Here is a 15121-nt window from a genome sequence, read left to right as displayed (position 1 = left end):
CCCTCTCAGGAGGGGGCCGGGCCCGTTTCACGTACTGCTCGCGGCGCCTAGCGGCGGTTGCCGCCGGTGAGGCCGCCGAACCAGCCTCCGCCCTGCTGGCCGCCGTCCTGCGGCGGGTTGGGGTTGGCCATGGTGCGGACGTTGATTACCGTTCCAGCCGGGACCGGTGAGGCGACGGCGGGCTCGGAGGTCATGATCACGGCGTTGTCGTCCGTGGGCCCGCCCAGGACCGCCCCGAAGGTCAGGTTGGCCTGCTTGAGGGTGGTCTTGGCCTGGGCCACGGTCTGGCCGGCCAGCTGCGGGACCACGGTCGGCTGGGAGGACGCCTTGGAGATGCTGACGTTGACCGGGGTGTCCTTGGGGAGCTGCGTCCCGGCCTCGTACTGCTGCGCGACGACCGTCTGGGGCGCGGCTCCCGGGGAGTCGACCTCGGTCGTGCTGCCGAGCTTCAGCTTGGCGTCCTGGAGTGCCTTGGTGGCGGCCGCCTTGTTCATGCCCTTGAGGTCCGGGACGAGGCCCTTGGCGATTTCCTTGGCGACCTGGAGGGTGATCACCGAACCCTGCTCGGCCTGGCTGCCGCTCTTGGGGTTCTGCTCCACCACGGTGCCGGGAGCGGCGGTGTCGGACTCGACGAGCTTCTTCTCGACCTGGAACTTCTTGGACTTCAGGTTCGACTCGGCGTCCTCGAACTTCAGCCGCGTGACGTCGGGGACCGCGACCTTGGGGACGCCCGAGGACACCTTGACCTTGATGGCGGTGCCCTTGTCGACCTTGGTTTCGGGTGCCGGGTTCTGCGAGCAGACGTTGCCCTTGGGCTGGTCCGCGCAGGGCTCCTCGGCCTCCTTCTCCACGGACAGGCCCACGTTCTTGGCGCTGGTCTGCGCCTGCTCGAAGGTCTGGCCGACGAGCTTGGGCACGTCCGGGCGGTTGTCGGCGGTGTTGCTGAAGAGGGTCCGGCCGATCAGGATCGCGCCGACCAGGACGAGTACGGCGGCGACCGCCAGCAGGATCGTCGAGGCGCGGCTCTTCTTCTGCTGGCGGCGGCCGTGGCCCTGGTCGTAGCCGCCGTGGCCCTGGCCCTCGTACGCGTAGTTGCCGTCGCCGCCCCCGGGGGGCATCGGCGGCATCATCGAGGTCTGGCCGGCGTCCGGGGAGCGCAGGGCGGTGGTGGGCTGGTCGTAGCCCTGGTGTCCGTAGCCGCCCTGGTCGGGGTAGCCGTAGCCGGCGGCGCCCATGGAGGCGGTCGCGGCGACGGGCTGGCCCTCGAGGCAGGCCTCGATGTCGGCCCGCATCTCGTCCGCGGACTGGTAGCGGTAGTCGGGGTCCTTGACCAGTGCCTTGAGGACGATGGCGTCCATCACGGGCGTGATCTCGGGGTCGAAGTTCGACGGGGGCTGGGGCTCCTCGCGTACGTGCTGGTACGCGACGGCCACCGGGGAGTCGCCGACGAACGGGGGACGGACGCACAGCAGCTCGTAGAGCAGGCAGCCCGCGGAGTAGAGGTCGGAGCGCGCGTCGACCTGCTCGCCCTTGGCCTGCTCCGGGGAGAGGTACTGGGCGGTGCCGATCACGGCGGCCGTCTGCGTCATGGTCATGCCGGAGTCGCCCATGGCGCGGGCGATGCCGAAGTCCATGACCTTGACCTGGCCCGTCCGGGTGAGCATCACGTTGGCGGGCTTGATGTCACGGTGGACGATGCCCGCGCGGTGGGAGTACTCCAGGGCCTGGAGGATGCCGATGCACATTTCGAGGGTGCGCTCGGGGAGCAGCTTGCGGCCGGAGTGCAGCAGCTCGCGCAGGGTCGAGCCGTCGACGTACTCCATCACGATGTACGGGATGGAGATGTTGTCGACGTAGTCCTCGCCGGTGTCGTAGACGGCGACGATCGCCGGGTGGTTCAGCGAGGCGGCCGACTGGGCCTCGCGGCGGAACCGGGCCTGGAAGGACGGGTCACGGGCGAGGTCGGCACGCAGGGTCTTGACGGCTACGGTACGGCCGAGCCGGGTGTCGTGTCCGAGGTAGACCTCGGCCATGCCACCGCGGCCGAGCACGTGGCTCAGCTCGTACCGGCCGCCGAGGCGACGCGGCTCTTCCATAACGTTCCAGCCCTCTCCGTCAGTCCCGACCGCACCGGTGTGTGGTCCGGCGGTGTGCTGTTCGCGGCAAGGCTACCGGCCGATCGTCGGTGATCGGTTCGTGACCACAGGCTGATACCGGACCGGTACCGAGCGCTCGGATCCTGTCTGTGGTTCTCATCCCTTGTTCTTCAGGACGGCTTCCATGACGGCCTTCGCGACCGGCGCGGCCAGGCCGCCACCGCTGATGTCCTCGCGGTCGGCGTCGCTGTCCTCGATGACGACGGCGACGGCGACGGGCGAGCTGCCGTCGGCGAGCTCGGCGTAGGAGATGAACCAGGCGTAGGGGCGCTTGGCGTTCTTCTCGCCGTGCTGGGCGGTACCGGTCTTGCCGCCTACCTTGACGCCCTTGATCTGGGCCTTGGTTCCCGTGCCGTTCTCGACGACGTTGATCATCATCTGCTGGACCTTCTGCGCGTTCGCCGCGCTGAGGGGCCGGCTCATCTCGGACGGCTCGTGCTTCTCGATCGTGTCGAGGCCGGGCGCGGTGAGTTCGTCGACCATGTACGGCTTCATCAGCTTGCCGTCGTTGGCGATGGCGGCGGTGACCATGGCCATCTGGAGCGGGGTGGCCGCGGTGTTGAACTGGCCGATGGAGCTCTGCGCGTTGCCGTCGCGGCCCATGGTCTTGTCGTAGACGCTGGCGAAGGCGCGGACCGGGGTGTCGATCTTGTCGTTGTTGAAGCCGAACTTCTGGGCCGTCTCGACCATCTTGTCGCGGCCGACCTTGTCGCCCAGGTTCGCGAAGACCGAGTTGCAGGAGACCTTGAGCGCGTCGTTCAGGCTCGCCTTCTCGCAGCCGGAGGCGTGGTTGACCATCGGGGTCTTCGTGCCGGGCAGGATGTACGGCTCGGGGGTGTCCGTGGGGGCGTTGATGTCGCTGACCACGCCGTTCTCCAGCGCGGCGGCGGCCGTGACCACCTTGAAGGTGGAGCCCGGCGGGTACGTCTCGCGCAGGGCGCGGTTGACGAGCTTCTTGTCCTCGGAGTCCTTCAGCTCGACCCAGGCCTTCTCGTCGGCCTTGGAGTTGCCGGCGAAGCTGGACGGGTCGTACGAGGGGGTGCTGACCAGGGCCAGGATGGCGCCGGTGCGCGGGTCGATCGCCGCGACCGCGCCCTTCTTGTCGCCGAGCTTTTCGAAGGCGGCCTTCTGGGCGGCGGCGTTCAGGGTGGTGATGACGTTGCCGCCCCGCTTCTTCTCCCCGGTGAACATGCCGATGGTGCGGTCGAAGAAGAGCCGGTCGTCGTTGCCGGTGAGGATGCCGTCGTCCAGGGACTCCAGCTGGGTGGAGCCGAAGGCCTGCGAGGCGTAGCCGGTGACGGGCGCCCACAGGGGGCCGTCGAGGTAGGTCCGCTTGAACTTGTAGTCGCTGCCGGCGGTGACGGCGGACCCGGTGATCGGCTGGCCCTGGACGATGATGTTGCCGCGTTCGGTGCCGTACTGGGCGATCTGGACCCGGCGGTTCTCCTTGCGCGTGCTGAGGTCCTCGGCCTGGACGTACTGCAGCCAGTTGGTCCGGATCAGCAGGGCGAGGACGAGCAGCCCGCAGAACAGCGAGATGCGGCGCAGGGGCTTGTTCATGACGGGCGGACCACCTGGGTCATCTCGGAGTCGGGGGACGGGGCGGGGGCCGGGGCAGGTCGGCGTGCGGTGTCGCTGATCCGGATGAGGATGGCGATGAGGACCCAGTTCGCCAGGACGGAGGAACCGCCGGAGGCGAGGAAGGGCATGGTCATGCCGGTGAGGGGGATGAGGCCCATGACTCCGCCGGCGACGACGAAGATCTGCAGGGCGAAGGCGCCGGAGAGCCCGATGGCGAACAGCTTGCCGAAGGGGTCGCGCGCGGCGAGGGCGGTGCGGACGCCCCGCTCGATGATCAGGCCGTAGAGCAGGAGGAAGGCCATGACGCCGGTCAGGCCGAGTTCCTCGCCGACGGTGGAGAAGATGAAGTCGGAGTTGGCGGCGAAGCCGATCAGGTCCGAGTTGCCCTGGCCCCAGCCGGTGCCGAGCACCCCTCCGGAGCCGAAGCTCATGATCGACTGGCCGACCTGCTCGCAGGCGCCGGACGTGGAGTAGCAGGCGAAGGGGTCGAGCCAGGCGGTGACACGGGCCTTCACGTGGCTGGCCGTGGCGCCGACGACGGTTGCGCCGCCGACCGACATGAGCAGGCCGATGACGATCCAGCTGGTCCGCTCGGTGGCCACGTACAGCATGATCACGAACATGCCGAAGAAGAGCAGCGAGGTGCCGAGGTCGTTCTCGAAGACGAGGACGAGCAGGCTCATCGCCCAGATCATCAGGATCGGGCCGAGGTCGCGGCCGCGCGGCAGGTAGAGGCCCATGAAGCGGCGGCTGGCCAGGGCCAGGGCGTCGCGCTTCACCATCAGGTAGCCGGCGAAGAAGATCGCGATGACGATCTTCGCGAACTCGCCCGGCTGGATGGAGAAGCCGCCGACGCTGATCCAGATCTTGGCGCCGAAGACGTCCGCGCCCAGACCCGGGATGACGGGCAGGATCAGCAGGACGAGGGCACCGGCCATGGAGATGTACGTGAACCGCTGGAGCACGCGGTGGTCCTTGAGGACCAGCAGCACGACGCAGAACAGGGCGATGGCGAGCCCCGTGTACATCATCTGGCGCGGCGCGGACTCCGAGAAGTTGCCGAAGCTGCGCTTGGCGAGGTTCTGCAGCCGCTCCGACTGGTCGAGCCGCCAGATCAGGACGACGCCGAGCCCGTTGAGCAGCGTCGCGATCGGCAGCAGCAGCGGGTCGGCGTACTTGGCGTAGCGGCGTACGACCAGGTGGGAGATCCCGGCGAGCACGGCGAAGCCGAGTCCGTAGAGCAGCATGCCCGGGGGCAGCTCGCCGTGGATCGACAGGCCCACGTTGGCGTAGGCGAAGATCGGGATGACCACGGCGAAGGCGAGCAGCAGGAGCTCGGTGTTCCGTCGGCTCGGCGCCTCGATGGCGCCGATGGTGGTCGTGTTGGTGACAACGCTCATGGTGTGGCAGGCCCCCTGTGCCCGCGTATGTCTACTGCTTTTCGCACTGGCCGACGACAGCCTGCTCCGCGGGAGTCAGGCTGGGGCCGGGCGTCTGGTTGCCCTGGGCTTCGGAAGCGCGGCGGGCCTCGTCCTGCTTGCAGGCGGAGACCTGGACCCCGAGCTCCTCGACCTTCTTGCGCGCGCCGTCGAGGCTGCTCTCGCTGATCGTGGTCTCGACCTGCTTGCGCTTGAAGGGCGGGAGGTACTTCAGTTCGATCTCGGGGTGATCAGTCTCCACCTCCGAGAGGTGGATCCAGGCCAGGTTCTGGCTGATGCCGCGGTACAGCGCGACGTGGTCACCCTTGACGCCGACGTAGTACTGCGTCTGCGTCCACCGGTGCGCCGCGTACAGGCCGCCGCCGACGACACCGGCCACGAGCAGCAGGATCAGCGTGCGCGTGGTCCACTTGCGGCCCTTGCTGCGCCGCTTGCGCGGGTGGTCGTAGGTGTCCTCGTACTGGCCGTCGGCGTCGTAGGCCTCGTGGGCCTGGGGCGCGCCGTAGCCGCCGGGTGCGCCGCCCTGGCTCTGGTCGGGGTATCCGTAGCCGGGGGCTTCGCCGCTGCCGGGAGGGCCGAAGGCGCCTGCGGGCGGCGGGGCCTGGCGGCCGAGCCCGGAGGCGCGGCCGGCCGGGGTCTGCATGGCGTTGCCGTCGAAGAGCTGGTGCTGGTTCTCGGCGACCGCGCCGACGACGACCGGGGTGTCGTTCAGCTGGGCGGCCATGGTGTCGCCGCTGTCGGTGTCGAGGACGTCCGCGACGATGCAGGTGATGTTGTCCGGACCGCCGCCGCGCAGGGCGAGCTGGATCAGGGACTGCACGGTCTCGTGCGGGCCGTGGTAGTCGGCGAGGGTCTCTTCCAGGGTCTGGTGGGAGACCACGCCGGACAGGCCGTCGGAGCAGATCAGGTAGCGGTCGCCGGCCCGGACCTCGCGGATGGAGAGGTCGGGCTCCACGACGTCGCCGCTGCCGAGCGCCCGCATGAGGAGGGAGCGCTGCGGGTGGGTGGTCGCCTCCTCCTCGGTGATCCGGCCCTCGTCGACGAGGCGCTGCACCCAGGTGTGGTCCTGGGTGATCTGCGTGAGGACGCCGTCGCGGAGCAGGTAGGCGCGCGAGTCGCCGACGTGCACGAGACCGAGGCGCTGGCCGGTCCACAGCAGGGCGGTGAGCGTGGTGCCCATGCCTTCGAGCTGGGAGTCGTCCTCGACCATGACGCGCAGCTGGTCGTTGGCACGCTGCACGGCGACGCCGAGGGCGGTGAGGATGTCGGAGCCCGGGACGTCGTCGTCGAGCTGGACGAGCGAGGAGATGACCTCGGAGCTGGCGACCTCGCCGGCTGCCTGGCCGCCCATGCCGTCGGCGACGGCGAGGAGCCGGGGACCGGCGTAGCCGGAGTCCTCGTTGCCCTCGCGGATCATCCCCTTGTGCGATCCGGCGGCGAAACGCAGGGACAGACTCATGCGCACCTGCCCTGTCGACGCCTCGGGGTACAACCGGTCTCGAGCCACACTGCCCACCCTCCGGTCGGGAGCGCGCTCGGGTCCGTGTCCCCGGTGGGACGGACCGCCGCGGCTCGCTCGCTCCGCTCGCTCATTCTCGTACTACTTCCGCAGCTCGATGACGGTCTTGCCGATGCGGATCGGGGCGCCCGGCGGAATGGGCGTCGGGGTGGTCAGCCGGGTCCGGTCGAGGTACGTGCCGTTCGTGGACCCGAGATCCTCGACGATCCACTGGCCGTCACGGTCGGGGTAGATCCTGGCATGCCTGCTGGAGGCGTAGTCGTCGTCCAGCACGATCGTGGAGTCGTGTGCGCGGCCCAGCGTGATCGTCTGGCCGGCGAGGGCCACCGTGGTGCCCGTGAGGGTGCCCTCGGAGACGACCAGCTTGGTCGGCGCGCCCCTGCGCTGGCGCTGCTGCGGCGGTGCGGCCTGCCGCCCCGTCTGCTGCTGGGCGCCCGCGGCGGCGCCGCCGCGGCGCGAGCCGCGCTGCGTGACGCGCGTACCGAAGAGGTCGCTGCGGATGACCTGAACGGCCACGATGACGAACAGCCACAGAACGGCCAGGAAACCCAACCGCATGACCGTCAGGGTCAGCTCTGACATTGCCCCCGCTTCACCCTTCGGCTTGCCGGTAAATGATGGTGGTGCTGCCCACGACGATCCGCGAGCCGTCGCGGAGCGTAGCGCGGGTGGTGTGCTGCCCGTCCACCACGATGCCGTTGGTGGACCCGAGATCCTGGATCGTCGGGGGTGTTCCGGTCCGGATCTCACAGTGCCGGCGGGAAACGCCGGGGTCGTCGATCCGCACATCGGCCTCGGTGCTGCGGCCGAGTACGAGCGTCGGGCGCGAGATCTGGTGGCGGGTGCCGTTGATCTCGATCCAGCGGCGCGTGGCCCCCGGGGTGCCGGGAGCCGCCGGCGCGGCGCCGGAGCGCGCGCCGGGTCCGCCCGGAGGCGGGCCGGGGGGCATGGGCGGGGCGCCGACCGGCGGGTAGCCGTATCCGCCCTGCTGGCCCTGGCCGGCCTGGGGGGAGTCCTGGGAGGTGCTGGAGGCGAGGGTGCGACTGCGGACCCGGTAGAGGCCGGTGTCCAGGTCGTCCGCCTTCTCCAGGTGCACCTTGATGGGGCCCATGAAGCTGTAGCGCTGCTGCTTGGCGTAGTCGCGCACGAGGCCCGCGAGTTCGTCGCCGAGCTGACCGGAGTAGGGGCTCAGGCGCTCGTAGTCGCCCGCGCTGAGCTCCACGATGAAGTCGTTGGGTACGACGGTCCGCTCGCGGTTCCAGATGGTGGCGTTGTTGTCGCACTCCCGCTGGAGGGCGCCGGCGATCTCCACCGGCTGGACCTCGGACTTGAACACCTTGGCGAAGGTGCCGTTCACCAGACCTTCGAGGCGCTGCTCGAAACGCTTCAGGACTCCCATGGGGCACCTCCTCCGTCGTTGTCGCCCTGTACTGCTTACTGATCGTATCCACGCGTGGCGGATTCGGCTGGTTCCCCTTCGGTCCTGCGCGCAGGAGTGTTGGTGCTCACAAGGGATCGTAGGGGTGCGCCAGGGACAGTGTCCCGCACCCGGAGCGGACAGCGGGAGGGGCCGTGCCGGTCGTCGTGAGGGGGCCGCGGAAAGCGATTTCAATCCGACCCGTCCGACGTGTTAATGTTTCGACGTCGCCAGGGGAACGGCCCGAAAGGGAAGAACCACTGGGACGCTGCTCGGGCGAGTGGCGGAACGGCAGACGCGCTGGCTTCAGGTGCCAGTGTCCTTCGGGACGTGGGGGTTCAAATCCCCCCTCGCCCACATCGGGGAAGCCCCGATCCGGAATCCGGATCGGGGCTTCTCGCATGTCCGGTCCCGTACGACTTTCGTCGTCAGGCACGCGACGAAAGAAGGCGGCCGGCGGCACGGGCCGGTGTCTAGGGTCGGGCGTGTGGATGCCAAGGCGAGGACGCGTGCGGGCTGGGACTGGCTGAAGGGGCCGGAACCCTGGTCTCGGCGGATGCTGGCCGGTGACCTGACGAGCGCCGCGATGCTGGCGCTGCTCGGTGTCGGCGTGGACGAACTCAGCAACAGCTCCGGACTGAAGACGGCCCTCGGGGTCGTGGCCGTGGTGTCGCTGACGCTGCTGCGCCGGAGGCTGCCGGCGGTCACGCTGGTGGTGGGCGCCGCGGCCAGCGCGCTGCTGCCCGGGGTGTTCCTCGTGACCATCGTGCTGGGCTGGTCCGCGGGCCGCCGCATCGTCGGCGTGGGCCGGGCGCTCGGCGCGTTCCTGCTGGCCTTCCTCGCCGAGGTCGGCGTCACCCTGGTCGACCAGTGGGCGCAGATGCGGCCGCTGCTGGTGGTCGTCTTCTCCACCCTGCTGTTCCTCGCGGCGACCGTCATGCCGGGTCTGGCCAGCCGCTACTGGCACCAGCGCCGGACCCTGCTGAGCGCGCTCCAGGAACGCAACGACCGGCTGCTGCGCGAGCGGACCATGGTCGCCGGGCAGGCCAGGCTGCGGGAGCGGCAGCGGATCGCCCAGGACATGCACGACAGCCTCGGCCACCAGCTGGCGCTGATCTCGGTGCACACGGGGGCGCTGGAGGTGGACCCCGCGCTCACCGACCGCCAGCGCGAGGCGGTGGGGGTGCTGCGGCAGGCCTCGGTGGCGGCCATGCACGAGCTGCGCGAGGTCGTCGGGATCCTGCGCGACGGGGTGGAGGCGCCCGCGCCGGTGGAGGAGGCTCAGCCGGCCGCACGGGGGGTGGCCGGGATCGCCGGCATCGTGGAGGCCGCGCGGGCCGCGGGGACCGATGTACGGCTCGGCACGGCGGGGCAGCCGCGGCCGCTGGTCGCCGCCTGCGACCACGCCGCGTACCGGATCGTGCAGGAGGCGCTGACCAACGCCTACAAGCACGCTCCGGGTTCGCCGATCACCGTGGAGCTGCGCTACGAGGACGACTCGCTGGTGGTGGAGATCGCCAACGGTCCGGCGACCGACCGGGGTCCGGGCGAGGTCGTGTCGGGCGGGCAGGGGCTGACGGGGCTCCGCGAGCGGGCCCGGCTGGTCGGCGGCATGGTGCACGCGGGGGCGACCGAGGACGGCGGGTTCCGGGTGGCGGGCGTGCTGCCGTACGGGACGGAGCCGGCCGGGCTCGTCGAGGACGTGGCCGACGACTTCGGGCAGCGTTCGCAGGCCCGTGCGCTGGCGCTGAAGGGCGCGCCGCCGCTGGACTGGGCCGCGCTGGACCGCGAGCTGTCGGTGCCGGTGCGCACCCGGACCGGGGGCGTCGCCATGGGATGCGGGATCGCCGTCGCGGCGCTGGTGCTGCTGATCATCGTGATGGGAGCCGCGGTGGTGATGCTGGTCGGCTCCGCGAACAAGGCGATGATCGGCAAGGAGGAGTACGACGCGGTCCACGTGGGCGAGTCCGAGAAGTCGGTGCGGGAGCGGCTGCCGAACGGCGACAGCGTCCTGACGGCCGGGATGGACCGCAAGGGCCCGCGGCGGCCGGAGGGCTCGGAGTGCCTGGCGCTGCTCTCCAGCGGTACCTCGGAGTGGTCCGCCGACGACACCGTTTTCCGGTTCTGCTTCAAGGACGGCAAGCTCGTCGACAAGCAGGCGTACGAGGTCAAGCAGTAGGAGCGCGCGGGTGACAGCCAAGGTGATCAGAGTGGTGATCGCTGACGACGAGCCGCTGATCCGGGCGGGGATCAGGATGATCCTGACCTCGGCTCCGGACATCGAGGTCGTCGCCGAGGGAGCCAACGGCCGGGAGGCGGTCGACCTGGCCCTCTCGCACGCCCCGGACGTGGTGCTGCTCGACATCCAGATGCCGGTGATGGACGGGCTGACGGCGCTGGGCGAGCTGGGGCGGGCCGCGCCGGCGGTGCGGGCGCTGATCCTGACCACCTTCGGGGAGAAGGAGAACGTGCTGCGGGCGCTGAGCCAGGGCGGCGCGGGCTTCCTGCTGAAGGACTCGGCGCCCGGTGAGCTGATCGGCGCCGTCCGTGCGGCCGCGGCCGGGGACGCGTACCTCTCGCCCGGAGCGACCCGGCACGTGGTCGACCAGCTGGCCGCCGGGCCGGCCGCGGGGCGCGGCGAGGAGGCCCGTCGGCGGGTCGCGGAGCTGAGCGAGCGGGAGCGTGGGGTCCTGGCGCTGCTGGGGGAGGGCTTGTCCAACGCGGATGCCGGGCGCAGGCTCCACATGAGCGAGGCGACGGTGAAGACGTACGTGAGCCGGATCCTCGCCAAGCTGGGGTGCGAGAACCGGGTGCAGGCGGCCCTGCTGGCCAGGGACGCCGGGCTGTAGGTACGGTCTGCCCGGACTTGATCGGCCACGAGGTGGCCGACGTGGCGCGAACAGGGCGGGGCAGCGCGGATGGTGGCGATACCGGAGCAGTACGCGGCGGCGGGCCTGGTGGCCGGAGCGTCGGGCGTGGCGGCGGAGGCGGCCGGGGGGCGTGACGGCGGGCGGATCCCGCGCGTCGCGGGCTTCGCGCCGCGGAACGTGACGGGTTCGCCCAAGGAGGCCGGGAAGGCGCTGCGGCTGCGCGTACCGCGTGCGGCCCACGCCCGGTTCGAAGCTCCCGCGGACCGTCCGGACGCCGTCCGCGCGGTGGAGGAGTCCAATGTGGGGCGGGTCGCCGAGCTGACCCCGATACGTGTGGGCCGGATGGCCGCGAACCCCTTCGCCTTCCTGCGCGGGGCGGCCGGGCTGATGGCGCACGACCTGTCCGGCGGTCCGGTGACCGGGGTGGGCGCGCAGATCTGCGGTGACGCCCACGCGGCCAACTTCGGCCTGTACGGGGACGCGCGCGGCCGGCTCGTGATCGACCTGAACGACTTCGACGAGACCGTCTTCGGCCCGTGGGAATGGGACGTGAAGCGGCTGGCGACCTCCCTGGTGCTCGCCGGCCGGGTGGCGGGCGCCTGCGAGGACACCTGCCTGGCGGCGGCGCGGGACGCGGTGGGCGCCTACCGGCGCACCATGCGGCTGCTGGCGAAGCTGCCCGCGCTCGACGCGTGGAACGCGATCGCGGACGAGGAGCTGGTCTCCCACACCGATGCCCGCGACCTGCTGGGCACGCTGGAGCGGGTCTCGGAGAAGGCCCGCAACAACACTTCGGCCCGCTTCGCCGCCAAGTCGACCGAGGTCCTCGCCGACGGAGGCCGCCGCTTCGTGGACGCGCTGCCGGTGCTGCGGCGGGTCGGGGACGGAGAGGCCGCGGCCGTGGCCGCCTCGCTGGGCCCGTACTTGGCGACCCTGTCGGGGGACCGGCTGCCGCTGCTGGCCCGCTACGCGATCCACGACGTGGCCTTCCGCGTCGTCGGCACCGGCAGCGTCGGCACCCGCTCGTACGTGGTGCTGCTGCTGGACCACCGGGGCGAGCCGCTGGTGCTCCAGGTGAAGGAGGCGCGGCCGTCGGTGCTGCTGCCGCACCTGCCCGCGCTGGGCTTCCACGCGCCGGAGGAGGAGCACGAGGGCCGGCGGGTGGTGGCCGGGCAGAAGCGGATGCAGGTGGTCTCGGACATCCTGCTGGGCTGGACCACCGTCGAGGGGCGCCCGTACCAGGTCCGGCAGTTCCGCAACCGCAAGGGCAGCGTGGACCCGGCGGCGCTGGCCGTGGACCAGATCGACGACTACGGCCGGATGACCGGCGCCCTGCTGGCCCGGGCGCACGCGCACAGCGCCGATCCGCGGCTGCTGGCGGGGTACTGCGGCAAGAACGAGGAGCTGGACGAGGCGATGGCCGCCTTCGCCATCGCCTACGCCGACCGGAGCGAGGCCGACCACGCGGATCTGGTGGCGGCGGTGCGCTCGGGACGTATCGCGGCGGAGTTCGGCGTCTGAGCGGACGGACCGGCGGCCCCGGGCCTGGACGTTTCACGTGAAACATCCCCCGCGTTTCACCGGGGGCACCTCCCGGCGGCGGCCGGGGGAGGAACGTGGCCCGGGGCGGGCCGTAGGCTGGCCGGGTGAGCGAGCAGACCGAACCCACCGCCCCCGAAGAGTCCGCCGTCCCCGGTGACGGGCGGCCCGAGGCGCGGCTGGAGCGCGCCGTGCGGGCCGCCGAGCAGGCGCTGATCGAGTTCGAGATCGCGGTGGAGACCTTCCGGGTCGAGGTCGAGAACTTCTCCCGGCTGCACCACCAGAAGCTCGGCCCGATGTACTCGCGGCTCGACGAGCTGGACGCGCTGATCGCGGAGGCGAAGGCGGCCCGCACCGGTGATCCCGAGGACCTGCGGCGGGCCCGGGAGGCCCGCTCGCTGGTCATGCCGATGCCCGGGGTGGAGGAGCTGTTCCACGACTGGCTGGGCTCGGACGGGCTCTCCGACGACGCCGCCGCGATGCTCACCGACCGGTCGGTGCAGCCGCCGCAGCGGGTGCGGCCCACCGAGGAGGTGCGGCGCCTGTACCGCGAGCTGGTCCGCAAGGCCCACCCCGACCTGGCGCAGGACGAGGCCGAGCGGACGCGCCGCGACGCCTTCATCGCCCGGGTCAACGCCGCCTACGGGCGTGGTGAGGAGCGGCTGCTGCGCGAGCTGGCCGAGGAGTGGGAGGCCGGCCCGGCGCCCGAGGAGGTCCGGCCGAGCGAGAGCGAGGAGCTGTACGCCCGCCTGGAGTGGCTGGCCCAGCGCAAGGAGCTGCTCTCGCTGGTGGCGAAGGAGCTGGAGGACAGCGCGATCGGCGCCATGCTGCGGATGGCTCCGGACGACCCGGACCGGCTGCTGGAGGAGATCGCGGAGCAGCTGCTGGCGCAGGTCTCCGAGCGCGAGGCGGAGCTGGCGTCGTACAGCGCCGGTTGAGCCCGGCTCGGCCGGGGCTTCGGATAGGTTGGCAGACCAGATCCGTGAAGAGAGAAGGCGACTGTTATGAACCTCGGACCGCTTCCCTCGGTGGACGCCGCCGCGGTGCCCGCCGAAGGCTTCGTCCTCGACGTCCGTGAGGACGACGAATGGGCGGCCGGGCACGTCGAGGGTGCGCTGCACGTCCCGATGAGCGACTTCGTGGCGCGCTTCGGCGAGGTCACGGAGGCGGTCGCGGACGGCCGTACCGCGTACGTGATGTGCCGGGTGGGCGGCCGTAGCGCGCAGGTCACCCAGTACCTGGTGCGCCAGGGCATCGAGGCCGTGAACATCGACGGCGGGATGCAGGCGTGGGACCGCGCCGGGCGCCCGATGGTGACGGACAGCGGGAACCCGGCCTTCGTGCTGTAGTCCCTGCTCAGGCCAGGGGGTGGGCGGCCAGCAGGTCGCCCAGCGCCTCCTCGTGCGCGGCGGCCGGGCCGAGCTGGAGCTCCAGCTGCTTGGCCCACGCGTGGTAGCGGTGGAGCGGGTAGTCGGTGTCGGCGCCGAAGCCGCCGTGCAGGTGCTGGGCGGTCTGCACGACCCGGCGTACGCCCTCGGAGGCCCAGATCTTGGCGACGGCGACGTCCCCGGCGATGGGCAGCGGGCCGCCCGCCCCGCCGGTCGCCGCGTCGAGCCGCCAGGCGGCCTGCCAGAGGGTGGCCTCCATGGCGCGCAGGTCGATGTAGCGGTCGGCCGCCTGCACCGCGACGGCCTGGAAGGTGGCCACGGGGAAGCCGAACTGCTCCCGCTTGCCGGTGTACTGGCTGGTCATGGTGAGGGCGGCCTCGCCGAGGCCGAGCGCGAGGGCGCAGGTCCCGGTGGCCAGGAGCTGGTGGAGCCGGTCCCAGGCGCCGGGGGCGTCGATCACGTGGGCGGCGGGCGCCCGTACCGCGTCGAGGGTGAGTTCCGCGAGCCGCTCGCCGCTGGTGGAGTACTGGTCGGCGGGCGTGAGCCCCGGGGTGGCGCGGGGCAGGAGCGCGAGGACGGCCTCGCCCCCGCCGCTGTGGGCGGGTACCGCGACCCAGTCGCAGCCGTGGGCCCATGCCACGGAGGTCTGCACCCCGTCCAGGAGCCAGTCCGCGCCCTCGCGGCGTGCGGTGACGGCGAGTTCGGCGGGGTCGTGGCCGGTCCGGCCGTGCGCTGCCGCGGTGAGGACGAGCGTGCCGTTCCCGGCGCCGGGCAGCAGGGCGGCGGCCAGCTCGGGGCTGCCGTGGGCCTGGACGGCCATGGCGGTGGCGCAGTGCTCCAGCAGGGGCACCCGGGCCAGCACCCTCGCCGCTTCGCGCAGCACGAGGCACAGGGCGATGGCGTCGAGGCCCGCCCCGCCGTACTCCTCGGCGAGGACGAGGCCCAGCAGGTCGGAGCCGGCGAGCCTGGCCCACAGCGGCCGGTCGAAGTCGTCCGCGACGGCCCCGGGCGTGAGCGCGGGGCTGGGGACGCCGTCGGGGGCCACGCCGGCGAAGACGGCCCGGGCGGCCTCGACGGCGGCCTGCTGTTCCTCGGTGAAGGTGAAGTCCACTGCCTGTCCTCCTGCGCGCACCGGATCGCCGTGATCTGACGGTGCGTCAAGATAGAGCAGCTTCCGGCAATTGGACAGGCCCGGGACACCCCGGACGGGGC

The 15121-nt window shown here is 71.6% G+C and carries 12 protein-coding genes and 1 tRNA gene; 6 read left to right on the top strand and 7 right to left on the bottom strand.

Translation table 11 applies throughout. The features are described from left to right. Positions 1–47: 47 nt before the first annotated feature. The 6 genes from pknB to ACZ597_RS07255 form a co-directional block, all read right to left on the bottom strand. Positions 48–2096 carry a Stk1 family PASTA domain-containing Ser/Thr kinase gene (pknB, locus tag ACZ597_RS07280; protein WP_471326119.1) on the bottom strand — a complete coding sequence of 683 codons (2049 nt, stop codon included), beginning with the start codon at positions 2094–2096 and terminating at the stop codon, positions 48–50. A 156-nt stretch (positions 2097–2252) separates the two neighbouring features. After that, positions 2253–3716 carry a peptidoglycan D,D-transpeptidase FtsI family protein gene (locus ACZ597_RS07275; protein ID WP_471326116.1) on the bottom strand — a complete coding sequence of 488 codons (1464 nt, stop codon included), beginning with the start codon at positions 3714–3716 and terminating at the stop codon, positions 2253–2255. Next, a complete protein-coding gene (locus ACZ597_RS07270) occupies positions 3713–5137 on the bottom strand; it encodes an FtsW/RodA/SpoVE family cell cycle protein (RefSeq protein ID WP_471326113.1) in 1425 nt (474 codons plus the stop codon). Before ACZ597_RS07270 ends, ACZ597_RS07275 begins: the two co-directional genes overlap by 4 nt. Positions 5138–5168: 31 nt before the next feature. After that, on the bottom strand, positions 5169–6635 hold the full coding sequence (locus ACZ597_RS07265) for a PP2C family protein-serine/threonine phosphatase (protein ID WP_471326110.1): 1467 nt from the start codon (positions 6633–6635) through the stop codon (positions 5169–5171). Positions 6636–6776: 141 nt separating this feature from the next. Continuing rightward, complete coding sequence (locus tag ACZ597_RS07260; protein WP_405979780.1) at positions 6777–7277, bottom strand: FHA domain-containing protein FhaB/FipA; 501 nt, start codon at positions 7275–7277, stop codon at positions 6777–6779. Positions 7278–7287: 10 nt separating this feature from the next. Continuing rightward, entirely contained in the window at positions 7288–8094 is an 807-nt protein-coding gene (locus ACZ597_RS07255) for an FhaA domain-containing protein (RefSeq protein WP_471326106.1), read from the bottom strand. Positions 8095–8386: 292 nt separating this feature from the next. Here ACZ597_RS07255 and ACZ597_RS07250 point away from each other — a divergent pair. The 6 genes from ACZ597_RS07250 to ACZ597_RS07225 all read left to right on the top strand — a co-directional run bounded on the left by ACZ597_RS07250 (position 8387) and on the right by ACZ597_RS07225 (position 13870). Next, positions 8387–8469, top strand: a tRNA-Leu gene (locus tag ACZ597_RS07250). Positions 8470–8599: 130 nt separating this feature from the next. Then, positions 8600–10291, top strand: coding sequence for a sensor histidine kinase (locus ACZ597_RS07245; RefSeq protein WP_471326104.1), 1692 nt, complete (start codon positions 8600–8602; stop codon positions 10289–10291). Between the two features lie 10 nt (positions 10292–10301). Then, positions 10302–10961, top strand: coding sequence for a response regulator (locus tag ACZ597_RS07240; protein ID WP_471326101.1), 660 nt, complete (start codon positions 10302–10304; stop codon positions 10959–10961). 69 nt (positions 10962–11030) lie between these two features. Then, positions 11031–12503 (top strand): DUF2252 domain-containing protein, encoded by a 1473-nt coding sequence (locus ACZ597_RS07235; protein ID WP_471326098.1) that lies wholly within the window; start codon positions 11031–11033, stop codon positions 12501–12503. A gap of 125 nt (positions 12504–12628) precedes the next feature. Next, positions 12629–13459, top strand: coding sequence for a J domain-containing protein (locus ACZ597_RS07230; protein WP_471326095.1), 831 nt, complete (start codon positions 12629–12631; stop codon positions 13457–13459). Positions 13460–13525: 66 nt separating this feature from the next. Continuing rightward, complete coding sequence (locus ACZ597_RS07225) at positions 13526–13870, top strand: rhodanese-like domain-containing protein (protein WP_401245765.1); 345 nt, start codon at positions 13526–13528, stop codon at positions 13868–13870. A gap of 7 nt (positions 13871–13877) precedes the next feature. On the opposite strand, the gene ACZ597_RS07220 is transcribed toward ACZ597_RS07225, so the two are convergent. After that, complete coding sequence (locus tag ACZ597_RS07220) at positions 13878–15020, bottom strand: acyl-CoA dehydrogenase family protein (RefSeq protein ID WP_471326092.1); 1143 nt, start codon at positions 15018–15020, stop codon at positions 13878–13880. Positions 15021–15121 lie beyond the last annotated feature (101 nt).

This window comes from Streptomyces sp. NPDC040718 (assembly GCF_055593565.1).
The sequence above is the reverse complement of the archived record's forward strand: the minus strand, read 5'-3'. Positions and strand labels throughout refer to the sequence as shown.